Source organism: Flavobacterium denitrificans DSM 15936, assembly GCF_000425445.1.
Taxonomy (GTDB): Bacteria; Bacteroidota; Bacteroidia; order Flavobacteriales; family Flavobacteriaceae; genus Flavobacterium; species Flavobacterium denitrificans.
This window is the reverse complement of record NZ_AUDL01000004.1, coordinates 14,223-38,160: the sequence shown is the minus strand read 5'-3', so window position 1 is coordinate 38,160 and position 23,938 is coordinate 14,223. Positions and strand designations below refer to the sequence as shown.

General features: G+C 33.4%; 24 protein-coding genes. 3 read left to right on the top strand and 21 right to left on the bottom strand.

All coding sequences use genetic code 11. From position 1 onward, the window contains the following. Positions 1–43: 43 nt before the first annotated feature. The gene (locus H600_RS0100170) at positions 44–427 is read right to left on the bottom strand and encodes a hypothetical protein (protein WP_026726894.1); all 384 of its coding nucleotides are present in this window, start codon (positions 425–427) and stop codon (positions 44–46) included. A gap of 46 nt (positions 428–473) precedes the next feature. Here H600_RS0100170 and H600_RS0100165 point away from each other — a divergent pair, with 46 nt between their 5' ends. Both H600_RS0100165 and H600_RS0100160 read left to right on the top strand, forming a co-directional pair. Further along, complete coding sequence (locus tag H600_RS0100165) at positions 474–974, top strand: DUF456 domain-containing protein (protein WP_026726893.1); 501 nt, start codon at positions 474–476, stop codon at positions 972–974. A 282-nt stretch (positions 975–1,256) separates the two neighbouring features. Beyond that, entirely contained in the window at positions 1,257–1,859 is a 603-nt protein-coding gene (locus H600_RS0100160; protein ID WP_026726892.1) for a DUF937 domain-containing protein, read from the top strand. A gap of 61 nt (positions 1,860–1,920) precedes the next feature. Here H600_RS0100160 and H600_RS0100155 read toward each other — a convergent pair whose 3' ends face one another. From H600_RS0100155 to H600_RS0100125, 7 genes are all read right to left on the bottom strand, one after another. Then, positions 1,921–2,829: a pseudouridine synthase gene (locus H600_RS0100155; RefSeq protein WP_026726891.1), complete on the bottom strand. Its 909-nt coding sequence runs from the start codon at positions 2,827–2,829 to the stop codon at positions 1,921–1,923. 460 nt (positions 2,830–3,289) lie between these two features. Further along, positions 3,290–4,246 (bottom strand): geranylgeranylglycerol-phosphate geranylgeranyltransferase, encoded by a 957-nt coding sequence (locus H600_RS0100150; protein ID WP_026726890.1) that lies wholly within the window; start codon positions 4,244–4,246, stop codon positions 3,290–3,292. A gap of 62 nt (positions 4,247–4,308) precedes the next feature. Next, positions 4,309–4,899 carry a DUF502 domain-containing protein gene (locus H600_RS0100145; protein ID WP_026726889.1) on the bottom strand — a complete coding sequence of 197 codons (591 nt, stop codon included), beginning with the start codon at positions 4,897–4,899 and terminating at the stop codon, positions 4,309–4,311. Between the two features lie 73 nt (positions 4,900–4,972). Further along, the gene (locus H600_RS0100140) at positions 4,973–5,911 is read right to left on the bottom strand and encodes a mevalonate kinase family protein (RefSeq protein WP_026726888.1); all 939 of its coding nucleotides are present in this window, start codon (positions 5,909–5,911) and stop codon (positions 4,973–4,975) included. A 3-nt stretch (positions 5,912–5,914) separates the two neighbouring features. Further along, positions 5,915–6,220 carry a type II toxin-antitoxin system RelE/ParE family toxin gene (locus H600_RS0100135; RefSeq protein WP_026726887.1) on the bottom strand — a complete coding sequence of 102 codons (306 nt, stop codon included), beginning with the start codon at positions 6,218–6,220 and terminating at the stop codon, positions 5,915–5,917. Next, positions 6,220–6,438, bottom strand: coding sequence for a hypothetical protein (locus H600_RS0100130; protein WP_026726886.1), 219 nt, complete (start codon positions 6,436–6,438; stop codon positions 6,220–6,222). The genes H600_RS0100135 and H600_RS0100130 overlap by 1 nt, the downstream gene beginning before the upstream one ends. A 31-nt stretch (positions 6,439–6,469) precedes the next feature. Further along, the gene (locus tag H600_RS0100125; protein WP_026726885.1) at positions 6,470–7,552 is read right to left on the bottom strand and encodes a diphosphomevalonate decarboxylase; all 1,083 of its coding nucleotides are present in this window, start codon (positions 7,550–7,552) and stop codon (positions 6,470–6,472) included. A gap of 153 nt (positions 7,553–7,705) precedes the next feature. On the opposite strand from H600_RS0100125, the gene H600_RS0100120 reads away from it, so the two are divergent. Beyond that, positions 7,706–8,182 carry a TspO/MBR family protein gene (locus H600_RS0100120; protein ID WP_026726884.1) on the top strand — a complete coding sequence of 159 codons (477 nt, stop codon included), beginning with the start codon at positions 7,706–7,708 and terminating at the stop codon, positions 8,180–8,182. A 32-nt stretch (positions 8,183–8,214) separates the two neighbouring features. Here the strand turns inward: H600_RS0100120 and H600_RS0100115 are convergent, their stop codons facing one another. The 13 genes from H600_RS0100115 to pgmB form a co-directional block, all read right to left on the bottom strand. After that, on the bottom strand, positions 8,215–8,928 hold the full coding sequence (locus H600_RS0100115; RefSeq protein WP_026726883.1) for a hypothetical protein: 714 nt from the start codon (positions 8,926–8,928) through the stop codon (positions 8,215–8,217). A gap of 11 nt (positions 8,929–8,939) precedes the next feature. Further along, entirely contained in the window at positions 8,940–9,692 is a 753-nt protein-coding gene (locus tag H600_RS0100110) for a hypothetical protein (RefSeq protein WP_026726882.1), read from the bottom strand. Further along, positions 9,693–10,421, bottom strand: a complete 729-nt coding sequence (locus H600_RS0100105; protein ID WP_026726881.1) for a hypothetical protein — start codon at positions 10,419–10,421, stop codon at positions 9,693–9,695. A gap of 81 nt (positions 10,422–10,502) precedes the next feature. Further along, entirely contained in the window at positions 10,503–11,168 is a 666-nt protein-coding gene (locus H600_RS0100100; RefSeq protein ID WP_026726880.1) for an MBL fold metallo-hydrolase, read from the bottom strand. A 60-nt stretch (positions 11,169–11,228) separates the two neighbouring features. Then, positions 11,229–11,801: a Crp/Fnr family transcriptional regulator gene (locus H600_RS0100095; RefSeq protein ID WP_026726879.1), complete on the bottom strand. Its 573-nt coding sequence runs from the start codon at positions 11,799–11,801 to the stop codon at positions 11,229–11,231. A gap of 4 nt (positions 11,802–11,805) precedes the next feature. Continuing rightward, complete coding sequence (locus tag H600_RS0100090; protein ID WP_026726878.1) at positions 11,806–12,453, bottom strand: HAD family hydrolase; 648 nt, start codon at positions 12,451–12,453, stop codon at positions 11,806–11,808. A gap of 6 nt (positions 12,454–12,459) precedes the next feature. Next, positions 12,460–13,668 carry a BaiN/RdsA family NAD(P)/FAD-dependent oxidoreductase gene (locus tag H600_RS0100085; protein WP_026726877.1) on the bottom strand — a complete coding sequence of 403 codons (1,209 nt, stop codon included), beginning with the start codon at positions 13,666–13,668 and terminating at the stop codon, positions 12,460–12,462. A 158-nt stretch (positions 13,669–13,826) separates the two neighbouring features. Further along, positions 13,827–14,510 carry a glycerophosphodiester phosphodiesterase gene (locus H600_RS0100080; RefSeq protein WP_026726876.1) on the bottom strand — a complete coding sequence of 228 codons (684 nt, stop codon included), beginning with the start codon at positions 14,508–14,510 and terminating at the stop codon, positions 13,827–13,829. A gap of 173 nt (positions 14,511–14,683) precedes the next feature. Continuing rightward, entirely contained in the window at positions 14,684–16,345 is a 1,662-nt protein-coding gene (locus tag H600_RS0100075) for an alpha-amylase family glycosyl hydrolase (RefSeq protein ID WP_026726875.1), read from the bottom strand. A 223-nt stretch (positions 16,346–16,568) separates the two neighbouring features. Continuing rightward, positions 16,569–18,428, bottom strand: coding sequence for a glycoside hydrolase family 13 protein (locus tag H600_RS0100070; protein ID WP_026726874.1), 1,860 nt, complete (start codon positions 18,426–18,428; stop codon positions 16,569–16,571). Positions 18,429–18,625: 197 nt separating this feature from the next. Continuing rightward, positions 18,626–20,740: a glycoside hydrolase family 97 protein gene (locus H600_RS0100065; RefSeq protein WP_026726873.1), complete on the bottom strand. Its 2,115-nt coding sequence runs from the start codon at positions 20,738–20,740 to the stop codon at positions 18,626–18,628. 30 nt (positions 20,741–20,770) lie between these two features. Further along, positions 20,771–23,074 carry a glycoside hydrolase family 65 protein gene (locus H600_RS0100060; RefSeq protein ID WP_026726872.1) on the bottom strand — a complete coding sequence of 768 codons (2,304 nt, stop codon included), beginning with the start codon at positions 23,072–23,074 and terminating at the stop codon, positions 20,771–20,773. Between the two features lie 194 nt (positions 23,075–23,268). Further along, positions 23,269–23,925 carry a beta-phosphoglucomutase gene (gene pgmB, locus H600_RS0100055; protein WP_026726871.1) on the bottom strand — a complete coding sequence of 219 codons (657 nt, stop codon included), beginning with the start codon at positions 23,923–23,925 and terminating at the stop codon, positions 23,269–23,271. Between the last annotated feature and the right edge of the window lie 13 nt (positions 23,926–23,938).

Below are 23,938 nucleotides of genomic sequence, written 5' to 3'. Positions count from 1 at the left end.
GAGGTTGAGTTGAATAAAGTGCTTTTGTGGTATAAAAATACGATTATTTTTTTTGAGAACCTTTGTATTCTAAATAATCTTCATAGCTTTCTGAAAGCCATTGTTGTTTGTTCTGTGCCGCAACTTCCTTTTGGTCAGGATATAAAGACGCAAGCCGGTCTGAAAATGTTGCGATCTGAACGGTATAAGTGTAAAATTCTGTTTTTGTCAGAACAATATTTGGATCTTGTTTGCGGTTAAAAAATTCAAGAAAAAGCGTATCAAATTCTTTTAGAGAAAAATTTAATACTTTTTTCTTATTACTTTTATAAATGCTGTCCTGCAATAAAAGATCATCTAAAGAAAGTTTTTGAGTTTGAGCATGTAAATTCGAATTGATCGAAAGCATCAAAAAGAGGCACGCAAATGTTTTCAAAAATTTTGGCATAGCTTGTTTTTTCTAAGGATTTGCAAATACAATTTACAAAAAATATATGGATTTAGTATTGTTGTTGCTCGGTTTTATCTGTATGATTATCGGTATTTTTGGCAGTTTCTTGCCTGTTTTGCCTGGCTTATCAAGTTGCTGGGTTGGATTATTGCTTTTGTATCTTACAAAAGCTGTCGAAAATAATTATTGGGTTTTGGGCATAACGCTATTAATTACAATTGTTATCACGGTCCTGGATTACATAATTCCATCAAAAGGAACTAAAAAATTTGGAGGAAGTTCATATGGTGTTTGGGGTACGAATATTGGCTTGATAGTCGGAATTTTATCGCCAATTCCTTTCGGGGTTATTATTGGGCCATTTGTAGGAGCATTTATTGGGGAACTCATTTATGATTCAAAAAACCATCAACGAGCATTAAAAGCGGCCACCGGATCGTTATTAGGATTTCTTGCCTCAAGTTTTATCAACTTTCTGTTTTGTGTTATTTTTCTTGGAATTTTCTTGCATATAACATGGGAATATCGAAACAATTTATTTTAATTTTGTAAAAGTACTTAGGATTTTTCTTATTTTTTGTTTGTTTTTTTAAAATATTGAAAAAAAATTAAAATATTTTCAATTTCCATTTGATAACGAAAGCATTATGTTTACTGATATTGACAACAATTTATGTTAATAACCTGTTAATCGGGTATGTATATTCTTAACTTATTTTTTGGAAATGTTAAAATATTTTATATTTTTATCCTGATAAACGATAAAAAGCCTCACTTTATCGATTATTTTTAACAGTTATAAATAATTATTTTATAAGTTATGAGTATGACCCCAAACCTACAAATTGAACTTAGACGTTTTATTTCTTCTAATGTTGTTTCTAAGCTAAACAAGTTTTATTTCGAAAATGATGCTCTTTTAATTAAGGGAATTGATGTTTCGATAGGCACAATTTTGATGGGCCTTTATAACAAAGCCGAAGAATTAGGCTTTTATAAAGAAATCATCTCATTAATCGAAGACGATTCAACCTTTTATCAGGAAGTCGATTTTACCTCAGGCCGAATTTTATCTGTCGACGATTGTTACAGAATTGAAGGAAATGCCATTTTAAAAGAAATCTTCACCAATAAAAAAGGAAGAATTTCTGAAATGATTTCAAACGAAGTAGGAATCAAAAGTGAAACTGCCCGCGAAATACTTAACTTCTCAGCACTTCTTGTAGTTTCATATCTTAAAAATAATATCCAATTGTTAGATAGTTTAAAGCTTCTTCTTGAAGAGCAAAAAAGAGAAATCCTAAACAGCATTCAGCCCGGAATCAAAATCATATTAGGATTTTCAAATTACGAAACAGTTGAAGAAAAAAATCAAAATATCGGAAGATCGATCTTTACACTTTTTGGACATAACTTTTTCAGTTTCTAAATAAAAAAATCCCGTCTTACAAAAGCAAAACAGGATTGGTATTTAATCTAATTTGAAAAACTTAAGAGTTTTTCAAATTGATAATTTCTTGGTCTGTCAGAAAACGCCAGTTTCCTCTAGGCAGATTCTTTTTGGTTAAACCAGCAAACGAAACGCGGTCAATGCGCAAAACATTGTAATCAAAACTTTCAAAAATAGAACGAACAACCTTTACGTTTGATGTACGTAATTTAAGGCCAACTTCGCTTTTTGCCTCTTTTTCGATATAACTGATTTCCTCAACAAAAACACGGTGTCCTTCAAGAACTAAACCTTTGCTGATTTTTTCCAAATCCTCAAACTTCAAGTTTTTGTCTAAAGAAACCTGATAAATTTTTGATGATTTTTGATTCGGCAAAGAAAATTTACGAATCATATCAGTATCATTCGTAAACAACAGCAATCCCGTTGTATTCTTGTCCATTCGTCCTACAGGAGCAATTTTTGAATTTGTAGAACCACGAACAAGTTCTAATACATTGCGATATTCCTGACCTTCATCAAGCGCAGTAGTAAAGTTTTTTGGTTTGTTCAGTAAAATATATTCTTTCTTTTCTGGAGTCAAAACAACGCCATCAAAGTTTACAACATCATTGATTTTTACTAAATATCCCATTTCAGTAACTGGAACGCCATTAACTTTTACGTTTCCAGACTGAATATAAATATCGGCATCACGACGTGAACACACTCCAGAATTTGAAATGTATTTGTTCAAACGAATTTCGTCTGAAGCTTTTTGTCTCTTAGCTGGTGTGTTCTGTTTTCTGAATTTTTCAGCGGCAGCTTCCTGAGCAGCTTTAACTTCAGGTTTCACTTTTTTCGGCCCTTGAGCGCGTTTTGCCATAGGAGGTTTTGGCTTGCTAGAGTTTGGTCTTGAGCTATTTGGTCTCGATCCGCCTCTTCTATTATTGCCTTCCTTGTTGTTCATAAAGTCATTAATTTGTGCAAAGATAGTTTTTTCCTGCCAATAAATCTTAAGTTCAATGTTCTTAGATTAATAGCAAAAAAAATGAAAGGATTTTGAAGCATCACAATTGGCTTTTTTTCAGGGATTAATTCCCGCTTTCCGTTTCAATCTTTTATTTTTTTAAAGAAAAAAAATAAAAGGCTTTCCACTTCAAACGAAGTTCACTGAACTCCGATAAAAATAAAAGTTAAGTGAAGTAATCGGGGCTAGTTTCAAACAATTGGCTTTTTTTGAACATGGAGAGATCATATTGTTTCACAAAGACTCGCAAAGTTTTCACAAAGACTCGCTAAGAAAAAATTTGCTAAATCTGCCAAATCTGCGTGAGACAAAAAATAGGATTGCTATATAAAGTTAGTACAATGCCTGAAAAACTTTGTAAATCTTAGAGAAAGTCTTCGTGAATCTTTCCGGAACGAAACTAGTAATTAGAAATCAATTCTCGTCCGTGCCATAACACACTCGGATTAATTAGAACAATACAAAAAACGCCAGAAACAATCAAAAATTTCAAAACATTATGAAGCATTAAAAATTGCTCTTTTGAATTTGATTTCCAAAGAAAAATCAGAAAAAAAAGTAATATTCCAAAACAAACATAAAAGTAAATGTCCATATAGCCAACATCATAAATATTGACTAAAATATAAACCGGAATAATGGTCAAAAAAGTCAAAACGGTAATAATTTGCTTTGAAACCTTTTCGCTGTAAAGTATTGGAATAGTTCTGTAATCATTTGCCAAATCGCCTTTCAGATTTTCTAAATCTTTGATCATTTCCCGAATCAAAAGCAATAAAAACAAGAAAACGGCATGGGCAGAAATTACCATAAAATGACTCATATGATCCTCAATTTCTTCAAATGAAATCTTATTGTAGAAATAAAGCAAAATGGCAAAAAACGGAATTACAGCCATAAACGCCGCCATTAAATTGCCAATAATAGGATATTTTTTGATTTTATGTGAGTAAAACCAAATCAAGAAAATATAAGCCGAAAAGAATAAAAAAGCACGCCAAGAAACAATCGAAGCCATCAAAACTGCTAAAAAGTTCAAGCTGAAATAAACTGATAATTTAGTTTTCTGACTTACCAAACGATCCAACATCGATTTGTTTGGCCTATTGATCAAATCTTTTTGGCTATCGTAAAAATTGTTGATGATATAACCTGAAGCGATCGTAATTGCTGAGGCAAAAACAATTAGGAACAAATAAAAATCCAAGATAATATCAAGGGCTCTTTTCTCTGGAGCCAGAATAAATATTGCAGAGAGATATTGTGCAATAACAATAATCGGAATGTTATAACCGCGTACTACAGAAAACAAACTGACAATTTTCATTACTACAAGTTTGTGCTGTCTGCTTAACATAAATTATAAAGTGTGATGGATTAGATTTAGGGAAGTTAGAATATATTTTTTTATTCTATATTTTAAAGTTTGTTTTTTAACAATTCTTTAGAACCGTAACCTAATTTTCGAATACAGGCCAAAGCTTGTTTTTGGGTAATATCAATATCCTGAATGTCTTTTTTTTCTACAAAAACCACTGATCCGCTCCAAGGATTTGGTGCATCTGGAATAAAGACTGTAAATTTATCTTCGCTGATTTGCTCAATCAAAAAAGCAAATTGCAATCCGGCATCTGTAGGAACTAGAATTACTTTTAAGTCATCTTTAGATTCAATTCCCAGAATGTTTTCATTCATGTTTTTCATGAACGAATAACCAGGAACAAAACTCAAAATACCATCTTCTAATTTTTCTACCAACTTTTTTGCATTGGCAGTTTTGGCTATTAATCCTGCTACCAAACAAATAAGAATTATAAGCAGTATTCCAATAAATTCCTGAAGTGCAAGCCCTAGAACACTAATTCTTGGCAAGTTGTTTACCAGTGGAAGTGTCGTTTTTTGAATGATGCCGTATCCTTTTTCTAAAACAATTATCAGAACCACTAAAGGCACTAAAAATATAAGTCCTCCTAAAAAAGTTGCTTTGATAATCTTTAAAATACTTTTCATAGGCAATAATTTTTTAGGATTAAATGTTAGAAAATGGTATTCGATAAATTACAATATTTTAAGAGGTTAAAACTTAAAACTGATAAACAACTTCTAATTTGTAGTCTTTCAAAGATGCTTTGGCACGTTCTAGATCTTCGGTAAAACCAAGAATATAACCGCCGCCGCCAGAGCCGCAAAGTTTTAGGTAATAATCGTTTGTGTCTATTCCGTGTTGCCAAATTCCGTGAAATTGCTCAGGAATCATTGGTTTGAAATTATTCAACACAACTTTAGAAAGTTTTTTAGTATTTCCAATCAAAGACTTCATGTCGCCATGCAAGAAGTTGTCGATACAAATATCTGTGTATTTTACAAACTGGTTTTTAAGCATTGCGCGGAAACCTTTGTCTTTTAAGCTTTCCATAAAAATACTGATCATAGGAGCAGTTTCGCCAACAATTCCAGAATCTAATAAAAATACAGCGCCTTTTCCGTCAACAGTTTGAGTCGGGATGCCAGTTGTTTGAATATTGTCTTTAGAGTTGATCAAAATTGGAATGCTCAAATAACTGTTCAGCGGATCTAAACCAGAACTTTTTCCGTGGAAAAAGCTCTCCATTTGAGAAAATATATTTTTTAATTGCAAAAGTTTTTCGCGTGTCAAATTCTCTAAAACCGTGATTTTGTTTGCAGCATATTTGTCATAAATAGCCGCTACAAGCGCACCGCTGCTTCCAACACCGTATCCCTGTGGAATACTAGAGTCGAAATACATTCCGGTCTCAACATCGTTTTTAAGATTTTCTAAATCAAAAGTAACCAAATCAGGCTGTTGTGTTTGTAGAACTTCAAGATAAGAAGCGAAACTTCTTAAGCTTTTATTTGATGCGATAGCTTCTTCAGAAGGCTCTTCAGACTTTTTCAGAGCGCCATTGTAAAAGTTATAAGGAATAGCCAGCCCTTTTGAATCGCGGATAATTCCGTACTCTCCAAAAAGTAATATTTTTGAATAAAATAATGGTCCTTTCATGATTTATTTTATGTCTTTCTTAATTTTAATTGGGTTTTGTCTGCTATCAAAAAATGTAATTATCTCTACTCTTTTTGTATTGAATTTATAATAAATTGTCGTTTGTTTTGACAAGACACATTTTCGATAATTTTTATTTAATTCCGATTTAGGAAAAATTTCTGGTTCAATTTGTATTAGATAAATTACTTTGTCGAGATTTGATATAAAATTGTTTTTTATTCTTTCTGACCATCGACTTTCTAAGTATTCAAATAATTCGGATAAACCTTTTTCAGCATTTTTTGAAAAGACAATTGTTCTTTTCATTAACGAAATTTTTTCATCATTTCTTCATATTCAACAAATTCACCACGTTCAATTTGTCTTTCTCCTTCTCTAATTTCTTCTTTCTGTTCCTCACTCAAATCATCCCACCAATCTTTTTTGTTTTTGGTTAACAATTTTTTGACAGCTAAAATAATTGAAAGATCATTTGTACCTTCCAAAATATCTATTACTTCGCGTTTTTCTAATTGAATGTCCATAATCAAAAAATTTAATTAAAGATACGCAAAATTATAATGCAATTGCGCCTTCTCCAATTTTGTCGCAAATGTACTGACGATTCTGACAAAATACAACTAATTCGTCCTGAATAAATTGTAATACTTTTTCGCTAACGTTTTCGGGATAAAGCACATGAACATTTGCTCCGGCATCAAGCGTAAAACACACTGGAATATTAGTTTCATTTCTAAATTTCCATATCGCGTTTATGATTTGAAGTGTGTTAGGTTTCATCAAAATAAAATACGGCATTGAAGTCATCATCATAGCATGCAAAGTCAGTGCTTCACTTTCTACAACTTTGATGAATTCTTCTAAATCTCCGCTTTCAAAAATGGTGATTAATTTATCTAAATTTTCGTGCGCCTGAGCAAAACGTCTTTCCGCATAAGGATGATTGTGCATTAAATCGTGTCCAACAGTACTTGAAACTTGTTTCTCGCCTTTATCAACTAATAAAATGGTGTCTTGATAATTTTTGAAATTTTCGTGAATTACATAAGGGAATTCAACACCAAATAAATCGGTACTTCCTTCTATGTTTGCTTGATTTCCCCAAACGACCACATTTCCTTTTACGCTTCGGCAGGCACTTCCTGAACCTAAACGAGCCAAAAGTGAAGCTTTTTGATAAAAGTATTCGTCTGTCATTTCTGGATTTAGCAGTTTTTCCAAACTCATAAAATTCATTGCCAAAGCGGCCATTCCAGATGCCGAAGAAGCAATTCCTGAACTGTGCGGAAAAGTATTCTGAGTATCAATTGTAAAATGATAGTCTTTTAAAAACGGCAGATAAACTTCAACTCGTTCTAAAAACTTTTGAATTTTTGGTTTGAAATCTTCTTTTGGTTTTCCTTCAAAAAGCAAATCAAAAGAAAAAGAATTTTGGCTTGCTCTTTTTTCAAATCCTAATTTCGTAATCGTTTTGCAATTATTCAAAGTAAAACTAACCGAAGGATTCGCCGGAATCTGATTGTCTTTTTTCCCCCAATATTTCACTAATGCAATATTGCTGGGAGCACTCCATTCAAAATTTCCATTTTCGACCGTTGAAGTATAAGTATTTGGAATAAAATCAGCTGCTGTAAACATGAATTATAAAATTTTGGCAAAGATAGTTTTTAAATTTTTTCACCATATAAGTTATATAAGAAATTATAAGTAGGCTTTACTAAAATGAACTTCTATGACTTATATGGTTTAAACTTTTCTTTTGACTATTTTTGGACTACAAAATTTGATAAAATGAATAAGATTGTAAAAATCGCTATAGCTTTAGTAATTTGTTTAACAGTTGGGTATTCTGCCAGTACAGTAACTAGACCGAGTATTGAAACATGGTACGTGATGCTTGAAAAACCAGTTTTTAATCCGCCGAATTGGATTTTTATGCCAGTTTGGACTGTACTTTATATTTTTATGGCAATTGCAGCAGCTTTGGTTTGGGATAAAATAAAAGAAAACACCGAAGAAATAAAAAAAGCATTGCTATTCTTCATCATTCAATTGATTTTAAATTCAATTTGGTCTTATTTATTTTTCGGATTGAAAAATCCAATGTTGGCTTTAATTGAAATTATCCTTTTATGGTTGATGATTTACGAAACGTATTTGAAGTTTGTTAAAATCAATAAAATATCAGGTTATTTATTGATTCCTTATTTGGCTTGGGTTGCTTTTGCAATGGTTTTGAATGCTAGTATTTGGTGGTTAAATAAGTAGTTTCAGGTTTCGGGTTTTCTGCGTTTCAAGTTCTAAGGTTTTTTCAATTTCTTAAACTCTTCATTTTTTAAATAAAGAAAATCCATAACAGCTAAAACATTTGGATTTTCAAGAAGCGTTTTTGATTTTGGGTCAGCATCGCAGAATTTTATGAAAAGTTCCTTTTCTTCGGGTTTTAGTTTCAAATTATTGATGAAAAAATCGGGTGGGCAATAAGCAAGTGCTAATTTCTTAAAACGATCGTCGTCAAGTTCAATTTTTTTGTTTTGCTTGCCTTTTAAGGGGAATGAAACTCGAAGCGCTTCTCTAATTGTATTGTCACTAACTCCTGTATTCCAGAATAAATTTTTGCCATTTTTATCAATCAATACATCTGCAACAGCATCAGCATCAACCTTAACTTTATCAAATTCGACTTTAGTTATGACCACTTCTTTCAATTCTTCAGGTTTTAGAACAATATTCACGATTATATTATTCTGAATAATATTTTCCTGAGAAATTTTCAACCGTGAGAAAAAAGAATCTTTATAGAAAAAAATAAGGCTGTCCTGCGCTTTTGCCAAAATTGAAAATGCTCCCAACTCGTTTGTTTTAGTGCTGATTTTGGCGGTCTTATTAATTACATCCACTTGGTTTAGTGGTATATTCTGCGAAAGCACTTTTCCGTTTATTAATTTTTCTGTTTGAGAAAAGCTGAGTTGATAGGTGAAAAAAGAAATTGTGGTAAGTAATTTTACTCTCATTTAATGGATTTTTAGTTTTTAATTCCAGAATTTAATTTTTTAAACTCATCGTTTTTGGCATACAAAAATTCCATGGTTTCTAGAATATTTAAATTTACCAGAAGCGCTTTTGATTTTGGATCGGCTTCGCAGAATTGAAGAAATAGCTCTTTTTCTTCAGGATTTAATTTTAAGTCTTTAGTAAAAAAATCTTGTGAACAGGTTTTTGCAAGTAATTTTCTAAAATCCATTTCTGAAGTTTTCTTTTTGGGTTCTTCTTCGTCTTTTTTGAATAAGTTGTAAACTTGCTTGCCCAAATAAATGAAATCGATATCAAGCGGGCTGGCTTTTACTTCATAAAAACCTTGGATTTTTAATCCTTCTTTTGATTTATGTGAATTTAGTTTGATTTCTTTGATATCTTCTTTACTCAGTGAAATTGAGGTAGTTTTTTTGTCTAAAATTACCACTTCGTTCAATTCTTCTGCTTTAGGAATCATATTTACAATAAGATTGTCCGTTTCGATTTCCTTCGCTGTAATTTTTAATCTTGTGAAAAGATAATCTTTCGCGAAAAAAATCAAACTATCTTGCGCTTTTACTACAATAGAAAATTCGCCTAAAGCATTTGTTGTGGTACTAATTTTTGCAGTTTTATTAATGACTTCAACATCTTTGAGAACTAAATTATAAGAAGTAACTTTTCCGTGTACTAATTTTTCTGTTTGAGAAACGCTGAGTTGATACGTGAAAAAAGAAATTGTAGTAAGTAGTTTTACTTTCATTTAATCGGTTTTAGTTTTGCTTCCAGAATTTAATTTTTGAAACTCTTTGTATTTAGAGTGCAAAAAATCCATGGTGTAAAGTAGATTTTTTTGTTGTACAAGAATTTTAGCCTTGGGATCAGCGTCGCAAAATTGCAGAAACAAATCTTTGTCTTCAGGTTTTATTTTTAAATCATTTCTGAAGAAATCCAATGGAACTGTGGCTTCGGCTAGTTTTTTAAAATCTAATTCTTTGAATTTTTCTTTAGCTTTTTTATCTTTTTTTCGAAACAAACTGAAAATAGATAACAAATCAACCCCATTTACAATTCCTCCTGTATAAACGCCCGGATTAGATATTGGAGGTTTTGGTATTATAGTTGAATTTTCGTCTGCTGCACTAACCTGAGGAAATGTGATTTTGGTTATTACAATTTCATCCAGTTCTTCGGGCTTTAAGATCATATTTACTGTAATATTGTTTTGATCAATATTTTCTTGAGAAATTTTCAGTCTTTTAAAAAAATAATCTTTGGAGAAAAAAAGCAGACTGTCTTTCGGGCGAACCATAATGGAGAATTCTCCTAGCTCGTTTGTTCTGGTGCTGGTTTGCGCTGTTTTATTAATGACTTCTACTTTATTGAGAGGAATGTTTTGAGAAAGCACTTTCCCGTTCAATATTTTTTCGCTTTGAGAAAAGCTGAGCTGATATGTGAAAATAGAAATTGTGGTAAGTAATTTTACTCTCATACAGGATTAATTAGTTGAGAGTAAAATTATTAGAATAGTCTTAATGAAAACTTACAGAATCTGTAAATTCTTGTTAATAAACTATAACAAGCTTTTGAATCTCTCAAATTCGCCATTATTAAATAAAACGGGGCCATGACCAAAACACAAAATTTTTGGCTGTAAGGAAGCAAGTTTTAGAATCGATTTTCTATTCATTTCTTGATCGGAAGTAAACAAATGAGGAGGTTCATGCAAGCCAACTTTTGTAGTCAGTAGATTCATATTTGTCATAACATCACCCACAATCAGAACGCCATCTTTTTCTCTGAAAAAAGATAAATGACCTCTTGAATGACCGGGAGTTTCAACAACTGTAAATTCACCGATTTTATCTCCTTCTCTTAAAGATTGAGAAACTGGATGTCCTTTTCCTGCCCAAAAGTTTTTCTGAAATTTTGAAATAATATGATTTGGGTTTGGGTATTCTGTTATTACATTTCCGTTTTCAGCAAATTCTTTTTCAGGTTCACTGCATAAAAGCGGAATATTTAGTGTTTCGCAGATAATTTTACTGCTTCCCTGATGATCGGCGTGTGCGTGCGTCAATGCGTGTTTATTAACAGATTTGCCTGTGATTGATTTTAATATTTTACTGGCAGAAGTTCTTATTCCAGCATCAATTAAAACATCTTCAATTAAATAACAATTTATGGCGTTTCGAGGAAATAATGGAATTTGGTAAACGTCTTGGGCGATATTCTTCATCTTTTCAAATTTTATTTTGACAAAGATTTGAATTCCGTTTCTCAACTCACTTGATAAATGTTAAGAAATGTCCTGACGGATTCTGCTCAAAGATTCTGGAGTAATTCCGAGAAAAGATGCGATATAGATTAAAGGTGTTCGCTGAATTATTTTGGCTGGAGCCGAAGCTAAAAAAGTCTGGTATTTTTCTTTGGCGGGAATCATTTGCAGTTTTAAAACGCGATCTGCCATACAGAGATAATTTTGCTCTGCTAAGATTCTTCCAACGCGTTCCCAATTCGGAATTTCCTTATATAAAAACTGCATTTTTTCGAAAGTTATCGAAAGCACTTCGCAATCTTCAATACATTGAATGTTTTCAAAAGATTGCGTCTGATTGATGAAACTGGAATATGATGCAATAAAACCGTCATTACAGCTTAAATAAGTGGTAATTTCTTTTCCGTCTTTTAAGTAATAAACACGAGCCAAACCTTCAACAATAAAAAAGATTTTATTGTTGGTTTTTCCCATTTCAGAAAGGAATTCTTTAGCTTTAAAACTTTCATATTCAAAACAAGAATCAATCATTTCGATTTCATTTTCAGAAAACGAAGCGATTGATGTAATTTGTTTTTGTAAAGAAGGATTCACGATTTTATAAAATATCAATCAGTTCCGAAGCTTTATTAATAACTGTTTTTGCACCGCTGTTTTTCAATTCTTGTTCTGTTCTGTAACCCCAAGTTACGCCAACAGGAAACATATTAGCATTTAAAGCAGTTTTCATATCAATATCAGAATCGCCGACAAAAAGGATTTCTTCTGGTTTTAGATTCCATTTTTTGCTTATTTCAATTGCTTCAACCGGATTTGGTTTTTTAAGTTCTTCTGTGCTCAAACCAACTGCTGTGTCAAATTGCTTTGGAAATAATTCCGTTGCAATTTTCTTGGTCAATTCATCGGCTTTGTTAGAGAAAACCGCCATTTTGATATTTTGTGAAGTCAGGTTTTCTAATAATTCTACAATTCCGTCATAAGGTTTTGTTTTGAGCGTACAGATTTTAGTATATTCATCGACCATACATTCAAAACAACTTTCGATTTCATCATCAGAATTGTTTGTGGCTGGCAATGCTTTGCTTACCAAATTTCGTAAACCACTTCCGATAAAATATTGGTAAGTATCGTAATCATGTGTTGGGTAACTTAGAGCGGTAAGTACTTTGTTCATCGCATCTGAAATATCGTGTAATGAATCTACTAGCGTTCCGTCTAAATCAAAAATAATTCCTTTAAATTTCATTTTATATTAAATATTTTGAGCCAAAATAAACCCGCTTGTCCAGGCATTCTGAAAATTAAATCCGCCTGTAATGGCGTCGATGTTTACAATTTCACCAGCAAAATAAAGATTCTCGTGAATTTTGCTTTCCATGGTTTTAAAGTTGATTTCTTTTAAATCGATTCCGCCAGCGGTTACAAATTCTTCTTTAAAAGTACTTTTTCCGTTGACTTTAAATTCAGCTTTTGTTAATTGTGAAGTTAGATTCTGCAATTGATTTTTAGATAAATCTGCCCATTTGGTTTCCGAATCAATTCCTGAAGCCAAAACCAAACTTTCCCATAAACGATTCGGGAAATCAAAAGGAGATTTTTTAGAAACGGCTTTTTTCGCGTGTTCTTGTTTTAAATCTTTTAGGATTTTCTCAGCATCTTCAAAATCAACATCATTTAACCAATTCACATAAATCGTAAACTGATAATTTTTATCATGCAAAATGCGTGCTCCCCAAGCTGATATTTTTAGGATTGCAGGCCCGCTCATTCCCCAATGCGTGATTAGCAAAGGTCCTGTAGATTCTAATTTGGTATCTTTTACGTTTACGGTAACTTGTGTCGCAACACCTGGTAATTCTTTAATTCGGGAATCTTTAATATTAAATGTAAATAGGGAAGGAACAGGGCTCACAACTGCGTGTCCGTGTTCCTGAAGCATTTCCCAGATTTTAGGATTACTTCCTGTTGCCATGACTAATTTTTCCGTAGCATAATTATCAGTCTGAGTATCAATTTTCCAATGATTTTCTTTTTTGAAAATCGATTGTACGCTTTGACCTGTCAAAACTTTTATGCCTAATTTTTCGGTTGCTTTTAAGAAACAGTCAATAATGGTTTGTGAAGAATTAGAAATAGGAAACATTCTGCCGTCTTCTTCAATTTTTAATTCTACGCCATGTTTTTCGAACCATTCTATTGTATCGCCAGAACAAAATTGATGAAATGGACCACGAAGTTCTTTTTCGCCTCGCGGATAAAATTTTACTAACTCGTTAGGTTCAAAACAAGCGTGCGTCACATTGCATCGTCCGCCTCCGGAAACGCGGACTTTCGAAAGCACTTCTTTTCCTCTTTCTAAAATGGCAATTTTCAGTTTCGGATTTTTCTCTGCAATATTAATTGCGGTAAAAAAACCAGCTGCGCCTCCGCCAACGATTATTATGTCGAAATTTTTAATCATATTTTTTTTAGGTTGCCACGAATTCACGAATTGGCACTAATTTTTTTATTTAACCACAAATTACGCAAATTTTCACAAATTGATTTTTGCATTTAATTTGTGAAAATTTGTGGAATTTGTGGCAAAAAAAAACTTTTAATCTGTTGCTATTTTAAACTTTATATTTTTTCTGGATTATCAGAGATGATTCCGTTTACTTGATAACTTTTTACTTTTTGAATGTCTTCTTCTGAGTTTACTGTCCAAGTTAAAACTAGAAAATCTTTTTTCTGCATTTCGTTTACATTATTTACACTTAGTAATTGAAAATCAGGATGAATGGATTTTGCTTTTATTTTTTCGGCGAAAGCCAAAGCGGTATCTATATTTTCTTCTGTTAAAACGCCAATCGGAATTTTTGGATTTAGATTTGATGTTTCTTCCAGCATATTCCAATCGAAACTTGAAATTATAAAATGGTCATAATTCCAGTTTTTTTCTGAAATATATTCCTCAATTAACGAGACAACTTTAGGAGCAGTTCCTAAACCTTTTAATTCGATATTGATGAGACATTTTTTGTCAACCAAATCAAAAACCTCGTTTAAAGTTGGGATTTGGTATTTTCCATCAATTAAAAATGATTTTAATTCTGCTAAAGTGAAAGTGTTTACAAGACCTTTTCCATTAGTTGTTCTATCGATGGTTTCGTCGTGAATTACGATTATATGTCCGTCATCGCTTAAATGAACGTCGAGTTCTATTCCGTCTGAATTTAAGTCTAAGGCTTTTTGAAAGGCTTGTAAAGTATTTTCAGGTTCGTAGGCTTTGGCACCTCTGTGAGCAATCTTTAGAATATTCATTTTTCTAGGTTCAGAGTTGCAAAGGTACAAAGGAGCAAAGGAAAAATAATAGCCACAGATTAAAAGGATTAAAGTGATTTTTAAATCCGTGTTAAATTATGTCTCTCGCAGATTTAGCAGATTCGGCAGATTGCTTTTAAATTATCTGCTAAATCTGCGAGAGAAAAATATTTTTAAATCTCTTCTAATAAAACTATATCAAAATCATTGTCAATAATTACTTTTCCATCGATAACCTCAACTTCTTGATTCGAGTAAGTATCTTTTAGTTTTGTTCCGTTTGAGAAAACGTCACCAATTGGAAGTTCTTTTCTGCCTTTTGGTAAATCCAAGCCAATTAAAACTTTATCTGTAAAAGAACCTTGAGTAAACGTTCTGGAAAAAGTATAAGGATACGGATTAATAAGTTTATGAACGCCAGCACCAACAGCAGGATGATTTCGTCTAAACTGACCTAATTTCTGCCAGTGTAAAAGAGTTTTTTGTATTTCAGGATTGTTCTGAATAGCATCCCAATTCATGTTGGAACGTAAGGTTGCATCGCCTTGAGTTCCTTCAACGACTAAAGATCTTGCCGATTCATCTCCATAATAAACTTGAGACATTCCTGGAGAAAGCAATAATTTATTTGCAGTTTCAATGCTTTTTGTTCTGTTGGCGTCAAAAGGTTGTCCGTCGTCGTGAGAAGACATATAATTAAGGACTGAATATCCTTTTAAATCATTGTTTAACGCATTCGAATATTTAGAAAATAAACCTTCATAATCGTTTTGAGCGGCATTCCATTTAAACTCAAAATTGATCATGCTGTTGAAACCATTTTGGAAATAATTTACTTTTCGGTCTCCAAAATCATAATCCTGCCCACCGCTGATTCCGTAGCCGTAAACTTCGGCAATTGTATAAAATGAATTTTGATCTAAAACTTGCAAAGGATGATGTTTTTTCCAGGTTTCAAAAGCATATTCGCATTCTTTTTTAAAATCGGCCCAAACATTTTCATCGGTATGTTTTACTGTGTCGCCTCTGTAACCGTCAATTCCGAATTCCAGAATATAATCTGTCAGCCATTTTATGATATAATATTTAGGCGTTCTTGGATAATTTGTTCTTTTGAAGAATTCGTCAAGTGATGCGATTTCTTTTTCGTAACGACCTTCTTTTTTCCATTTTTCGATTAAAAAAGGAGGTAATTGTACTTCCTGATTACTTTCAGTTCTAACATCGGGAAGATTGTCCACCAAAGTACACATTGTTGTATTCTCAAAAGATTTGTAATCGCAGACAACACCAGTTCTCACCCAATCCGAAGGCCAAACGGGATCTTCTGGAGTTACTGGTCCTGTATGATTGATTACGCCGTCAAGAATAATTCTGATGCCTTTTTCGTGTGCTTTTTTAACTAGTTTAGCTAAATCTTCTTTGGTTCCGAAATTTGGATCTAAAGCCGTCCAATCTTTTGCCCAATAGCCATGAAAACCATAGCTAAGTCCAGTTCCTTCGTCAACGCCATCGTGAATCTGTTCTACAATCGGCGTAAGCCAAATGGCATTTATTCCTAGTTTTTCAAAATATCCTGATTCGATTTTTTTAGTGATTCCGATAATGTCACCGCCTTCAAATCCGCGGAGTTTTCCGGGAGTTTTGGTTCGGTTGAAATTGACGTCGTTGGAAGTATCTCCGTTGTAAAAACGATCTGTAAGTAAAAAATAAACATTTGCTCCTTCCCAAACGAAAGGTGTTTTCGAAGTAGTATTCATTGTAACTGATTTTGAGCCAGAACAACTCATTGTTAAGTATACTAAAGATAAAAAAAGGAAAGTGTATTTTTTCATTATTTTAGAATATTTTAGGATGGATTGTATTGAAAAAAATAGCCACGACCCGAGCGATAGCGAACAGGCGAAGCAATTCACGAATTTTTTATTCTCAAAGATTGTCAAAAATAATTCGTGAATTCGTGGCAGAAAAAAAAGTTTCTCGCAGATCTCGCAGATTTGGCAGATTTTTTTAAAATTATCTGCTTAATCTCCTAAATCTGCGAGAGAGAAAATTTTGTTATTCCAATTCTAAAACCAAAGCCGATTTTGGTTCTAAAGTAATTTCAGTAGCTAAATCAAATGTTTTTCCAGTAATAACATCTTTTCCTGATTTAAAGTTTTTGATGTTTTCTTTGAAACGAGCTGTTTTTACAACCTGCTCTTTTGCATTGTTGTTGAAAATCACCATTACGGTTTTAGCATCGGTATATCTGAAATAAACATATGTATTGTTTTCCGGAATATAATGCGTCATTTTTCCGAAATGAACTGCTTCATTCGTTTTTCTCCAGTTGAATAATTTTGAAGTAAAATCAAAATATTGAGCTTGTTGAGCTGTTCTTCCTGCTGCTGTGAAAGCATTGTTTTTGTCGCCAGCCCATCCGCCAGGAAAATCTTGACGTATATCGGCATCACCTTTGCTTTTGTCACCGCCCATTCCAATTTCTGTACCGTAATACACTTGTGGAATTCCGCGAATGGTTGCCAATAAAGTCATGGCTAGCTTGTATTTTGGCAAATCATATTTGAACTTTTCGTTCATACGATCGGTATCATGATTTTCTGCAAAAACTAAAATATTATTAATGTTTGGATATAAATAATCCATCGCAAAATTGTTGTAGAATTTAATCAATCCACTATCCCAGTTTGGTGTATCTTCGTTGAAAGCAGAAGTAATTTGACTTTGAAGCGTAAAATCCATTACACTTGGCAAATTCGAATTGTAGTTTTTGATTGCTCCAATTTTGCTGTCTTTTTGCCAATACGCCAAACTTGCCTGATTGTGCATCCAGATTTCGCCAACAATGTTGAAATTCGGATATTCATCTGTAATTGATTTTGCCCAATTTGCCATAGCCGTTGGATCAGAATAATTATAAGTATCCACTCTGAAACCATCAAGATTGGCAAATTCAATCCACCAAATCGCGTTTTGCGTTAAATATTTTGCAACTAGCGGATTTCTTAAATTCAAATCCGGCATAGAAGGGACAAACCAGCCATCAATACAAACTTCCTGATCTGCTTTTGAAGCATGTGTATCCGGAATTACCTCACGTCTGTGATTTGTTTGCGTAAAGTTTTCAAATTGATTGAACCAGGTTTTTGTTGGCGTATCTTTGATCATCCAGTGCGTAATTCCCCAGTGATTCGTCACATAATCCATAACCAGTTTCATGTTTTTTTTGTGCATTTCTGCAGAAAGACGAGCGTAATCGTCGTTCGTTCCATAACGCGGATCAATTTTGTAAACATCCGATTGTCCGTAAGTGTGGTATGAATGCTGTTTGTCGTTGTCTTCGCATAAAGGCGTGCTCCAAATTGTAGTGGCACCAAGAGACGAAATATAATCTAAGTTTTTAATAATTCCTTCGATATCTCCACCGTGACGCCCGCCTGGTTCTGCGCGGTTTCCTTTTTCAGTCAAAACAGGATCGCTGTCGTTTTTCGGATTTCCGTTAGCAAAACGATCTGGCATGATTAAGTAAATCAAATCTGATGCATCGTAGCTTTTTCTATCTGCGGAATTTGCTCTTCTTTCTTTAAGCGAATATTTCTGCGTGAAAGCTACTTTATTATTGTTTTTGAAAGAGAAAACCAATTCAGAAGCTTTGATATTTTGCGTATCAATTGTTACGAAAAGGTAATTTGGGTTTTCTGTTTTTTCTACATTTTTAATTACCACATTATTCGAAACTGAAGCTTCATATTGTGCAATATTTTTTCCGTAGAACATAATTTGTAGCTCCGGGTTTTTCATTCCGGCGTACCAAAATGGCGGTTCTACTTTTTGGATTTGCGCTTTCGCGGAAGCGGAAAACAGCAAGACGACTAGGATTAATTTGTAGAAATTGTGGTTTGTTCGAATTCTCATAATTTATAGTTTTATTTTTCCTGCAAGGTTTACAAAACCTTGTAGGTATGTTTTGAGAAAAGTTTAAACCTACAAGGTTTGCAAAACCTTGCAGGATGATAGAATTTAAACCATATAAGAAATGTAAGAACAATTAAGAAAAAACTGGGGAGATTTTAATTTTAAATGGACTTACATTTCTTATATGGTTAATTAAATTATTTTGTTTCAATAACGCTTATCGCATAACCTCCGCCTGGAGCAGAAAGCTGTGATAATTTTGATTTGCTAGTTACAGCAATTTTCTTGATCGTATAAGCTTGCGGATTCGTTTTGTAATGCGCATCTTTTGCATCAGCATAAATTGTAGCTGTGTATTTTTTGCCTTTTTCAAGGAAACTGAAATCGATGTTTGATGTACGAGGCGTTTCTCCGTTTACGTTTCCAATAAACCAGTTGTTTGTTCCTTTTGCTTTACGGGCAACAGTGATAAAATCTCCTGGCTCAGCTTCAATATATTTACTTTCTGACCAGTCTACAGCTACATCTTTAATGAATTGGAATGCATCTGGAAAACGGTTGTAGTTTTCTGGAGTATCAGCTGCCATTTGCAACGGGCTGTACATGGTAACATATAAAGCTAATTGATTACAGATTGTACTGTTTACATGCGATTTGTTATCAGGATTCATCTTGCTGATATCCATTTCGAAAATTCCCGGAGTATAATCCATTGGACCACCAATTAAACGTGTAAATGGTAATACCGTTACGTGATTTGGTTTAGAACCTCCAAAAGCTTGGTATTCTGTTCCTCTTGCGGCTTCGTTTCCAATTAAGTTTGGATACGTTCTTGCAATTCCCGTTGGGCGAACCGCTTCGTGAGCGTTCACCATAATTTTGTAATCAGCCGCTTTTTCGATAGCGTATTGATAGTGATTTACAATCCATTGACTGTAATGATTTTCACCTCTTGGTAAAATATCACCTACGTAACCGCTTTTTACAGCATCGTATCCGTTATCGTTCATAAATTTGTAAGCAGCATCCATGTGGCGCTCGTAGTTACGAACAGATCCTGAAGTTTCGTGGTGCATAATGATTTTTACACCTTTAGATTTAGCATATTCGTGAAGACCTTTTACATCAAAATCTGGGTAAGGCGTTAAGAAATCAAAAACATAATCTTTAGAGTGTCCAAACCAATCTTCCCAGCCTTCGTTCCATCCTTCAACCAAAACAGCATCGAAACCATTTGCAGCAGCAAAATCAATGTATTTTTTTACGTTAGCATTGTTTGCACCGTGCGTTCCACTTGGTTTTGCTTTTGAGAAATCAGAAACTCCTAACTGAACTGTTGGAAAATCGTTTGTGTATGACCAAGAGCTTTTTCCTGTAATCATTTCCCACCAAACACCAACGTATTTTACTGGCTTAATCCAAGAAGTGTTTTCAATTTTTGAAGGATCGTTTAAGTTGTAAGTCATTTTTGAAGCTAAGATTTCTCTCGCATCATCGCTTACCATAATTGTTCGCCATGGCGAATGGCTTGGCGCTTGCATATAACCTTTATCACCTTTTGCATCTGGCGTTAACCAAGATTCGAAAACCAAGTTTTTATCATCTAAATTCAAGTGCATACAAGAATAGTTGATCAAAGCCGCTTCGTGTAAGTTGATGTAGATTCCGTCAGCCGTTTTTAACATCAAAGAAGTCTGAACCCCTGTTGGCGAAAAAGACTTTTGAGAAACGTTTGCCGTGTATGCTTTTTGAGATAAACCTCTGATTTCAGATAATTTCGATTTTGTATAATCGTACTCCTGCGTGTCATAATCTCCCGGAATCCAGAAAGCAGTGTGATCTCCAGTCATTGCAAATTGAGATCTTTCTTCTTTAATGACGAAATAAGTAAGATTCTTTTGCGCTGGGAATTCATATCTAAATCCAAGTCCGTCTTCGAATAAACGGAAACGGATAATGATTTGTCTGTCGGTTCCTTTTTGATTTAAAGTTACAGCCAACTCATTATAATGATTTCTGATGTGATCTACTTCTCCCCAAACTGGTTTCCAAGTTTCATCAAAAGTTGAAGTTTTTGTGTCAACAACTGTAAAGTCATTCAGCAAAGATTTTTTATCATCTTTAAGTTCAAGACCTAATTTACTGGTTTTTACAACTTCTTTGTTTTTATATTTTAAATTGTAAGTTGGAGTTCCGTCGTTTTGAAGCGAAAATTCCATTACGAACTTTCCTTCGGGAGATTTTAATTGTTGTGCTTCTGCAATCGAGCTAAAAGCAAACAAGATTAAACTTGCGAAAAATAAGTTTTTCATGTTTTTTTAGATTTTTAGGTGTATTGTAATTTAATTTATTTGTAAAAATTTACTTGCAATTACAGGTTTTCCGTTAACGATAATTGTTAAATCTTGATCGCCATCTACAGTAAAAGTTGTTTCGTTATGATTTACTGCTACTTTTAAAATTTGGTTTCTGAAATTGATTTTAAACGAATAGCCTTTCCATTCTTTTGGAATTTTTGGAGAGAAATGAAGCTGGTTGTTTTTAACACGCATTCCCCCAAAACCTTCTACGATACTCATCCATGTACCGGCCATTGACGTGATATGACAACCTTCTTCCACTTCTTTATTATAATCGTCCAAATCCAAACGGGAAGTTCTTAAATAAAAAGTATAAGCCATATCCATTTTGTCTAAAACTGCAGCCTGAATCGAGTGTACGCAAGGCGAAAGTGAACTTTCATGAACTGTAAATGATTCGTAGAATTCGAAATTGCGTTTTAATTCTTCTTTAGAAAAATGATCTTCAAAAAAATAGAAACCTTGTAAAACGTCGGCTTGTTTGATATATGGAGAACGTAGCACGCGATCCCAAGACCATTTTTGGTTGATTGGACGTTGTGATTTGTCTAAATCTTTAACAGGAACTAATTCCTTGTCTAAGAAACCGTCTTGTTGCAAGTAAATTCCAAGTTCTTCAGAAACTGGGAAGTACATATCATCAGCTACTTTTTTCCATTCTTGAATTTCTGCTGGTGAAAGAGTAACTTTTTCCATCACTCTTTTGTGATCTGCAGGATATTCTGAAGCTACTTTTTCAATTTGTTCAGCAGCAAAATCAATACACCATTTTGCAATATAATTGGTATAGAAATTATTGTTAATGTTGTTTTCGTATTCGTTTGGTCCTGTAACACCAAGAATTACATACTGATTTTTATCTTTTGAAAAAGAAGCTCTCTGGTGCCAGAAACGCGCAATTCCGATTAAAACTTCTAAACCTTTTTCTGGAATATAAGAGTAATCTCCCGTATAGCGGTTATAGTTGTAAATTGCAAAAGCAATCGCTCCGTTTCTATGAATTTCTTCGTGTGTGATTTCCCATTCGTTGTGACATTCTTCACCATTCATGGTAACCATTGGATACAAAGCTGCACCGTTTTTGAAACCTAAATTATCTTTAGCATTTTCAATCGCTTTGTCCAATTGATTGTAACGGTACGTCAATAAATTACGCGCAACTTGCTGGTCTTTTGTCGCCATGTAAAACGGAATACAATATGCCTCAGTGTCCCAATAAGTAGATCCGCCGTATTTTTCTCCAGTGAAACCTTTTGGACCAATATTTAATCGGCTGTCTTTTCCTGAATACGTTTGGTTTAATTGGAAAATATTAAAACGAATTCCCTGTTGCGCTTTTACATCACCTTCGATTGTAATATCTGACATTTCCCAGATTTTTGCCCAAGCTTCAATTTGATTTTGAAGAAGTGCATCATATCCTAAAGTAACTGCCGATTTGATTACTTTTTCGGCTCCAGCCAAAGTATTTTCGTGGTTTAGAGAAACCGTATATCCACCAATTTTTTGAATTGATGAGGTTTGTCCTTTTGCAATAATAGTTCCGTACGTGTACTGAACTTTATCTGTTGTTGAATCGATTGTTGACGGAGAAACGTTGATGTTTTCGCCATTTGCCAAAATCGTATTGTGCATGAAAGTGGTAACCTTGAAATGCGTTTTGAAAGTCTGAGCTGTTACAAAAGCCTCGTTTGTACCTTTTTTAACTTCAAGCGGTTCCCAGAATTTTTCTTCCCAGTTGGCATCTTCATTGGTTACACCAGCGTCGATATACGGTTTGTAAACGATTTTTGCGTCTTTATTCAAAGGCGTAATATCGTATTTGATCACTCCGGCTTCATCTAAATCTAACGAAAGAAAGCGACGAATGTTTACTGCAATTTCAGTTCCGTTTTTTAGAACTGCTTCAAAAGAACGGTTGTACCAACCTTCTTTCATATTCAATTCTCTGCGGAAATTTCTAACTTCGGTACAATTATGTAAATCAAGATTTTCCTCGTTGATTTCAATATCAATTCCAATCCAGTTTGGAGCGTTTAAAACTTTGGCAAAATATTTCGGATAACCGTTTTTCCACCAGCCCACTTTTGTTTTATCTGGATAATAAATACCTGCAATATAACTTCCTTGGAAAGTTTCGCCAGAATATGTTTCTTCAAAATTCGCACGTTGTCCCATAGCACCGTTCCCGATACTAAAGAGACTTTCAGACGATTTTACTCTTTCGACATCAAATCCTTCTTCTATTATGGACCAATTGTCTGGTTTTATATAATCTTGATTCATCTTTTAAATTAGATAATGTGGCAATTAGGTAATTAGATAATTTGTCGATTAGATAATTAGATAATTATCAGTTGGACGCTATTTTTTACCTTTGAATTGCTTGGTGTTTTACATTTTTTTTTAAGTGACACAATTTGTTGAGTGATAATTAAATTTTTCTCATTTTTTGAAAATTATCTAATTATCAAATTTTCTCATTGACTAATTAAGTCGTTAATAAAGCCTGGTGTGATTTGGGTGAAATCTTTAAAAATATGATCAGCTTCATGTAAAATTGTTTCCTCACCAATTCCAACACTTACCATTTCTGCAATATTTGCTGCCTGAATTCCGGCAACAGAATCTTCAAATACAATTGAATTTTTTGGATCAATATGTAATAATTGAGCCGCTTTTAAGAAAACTTCAGGATCTGGTTTTGCATTGGTAACGTCATTTCCGTCAACAATAACATCGAAGTAAGATAGAATCCCTGTTTTTTCTAGAATTGGTCTTGCATTTTTGCTGGCAGAGCCTAATGCAATTCCTTGATTTAAATCTTTTAATAGTTGTAGAATTTTCAAAACTCCTGGAAGAACCTCACTTTCATCCATATCAACTAAATAAGATAAATAATCTTCGTTTTTTTGAATCAGCCATTTGTCTTTGTCTTCCTGCGAAGCTTGAACATTGCCTAACCCAAGTATTATATCTAACGAACGAACTCGGCTCACACCTTTTAAAAGTTCATTGTCTTCATGTGTAAAATTTATATTTAATGACTGAGCTATTTTTTGCCAGGCCAAAAAGTGGTATTTAGCGGTATCAACAATTACGCCGTCCAAGTCGAATATAAATGCTTTCTTGTTCATTATAAAGGGAATT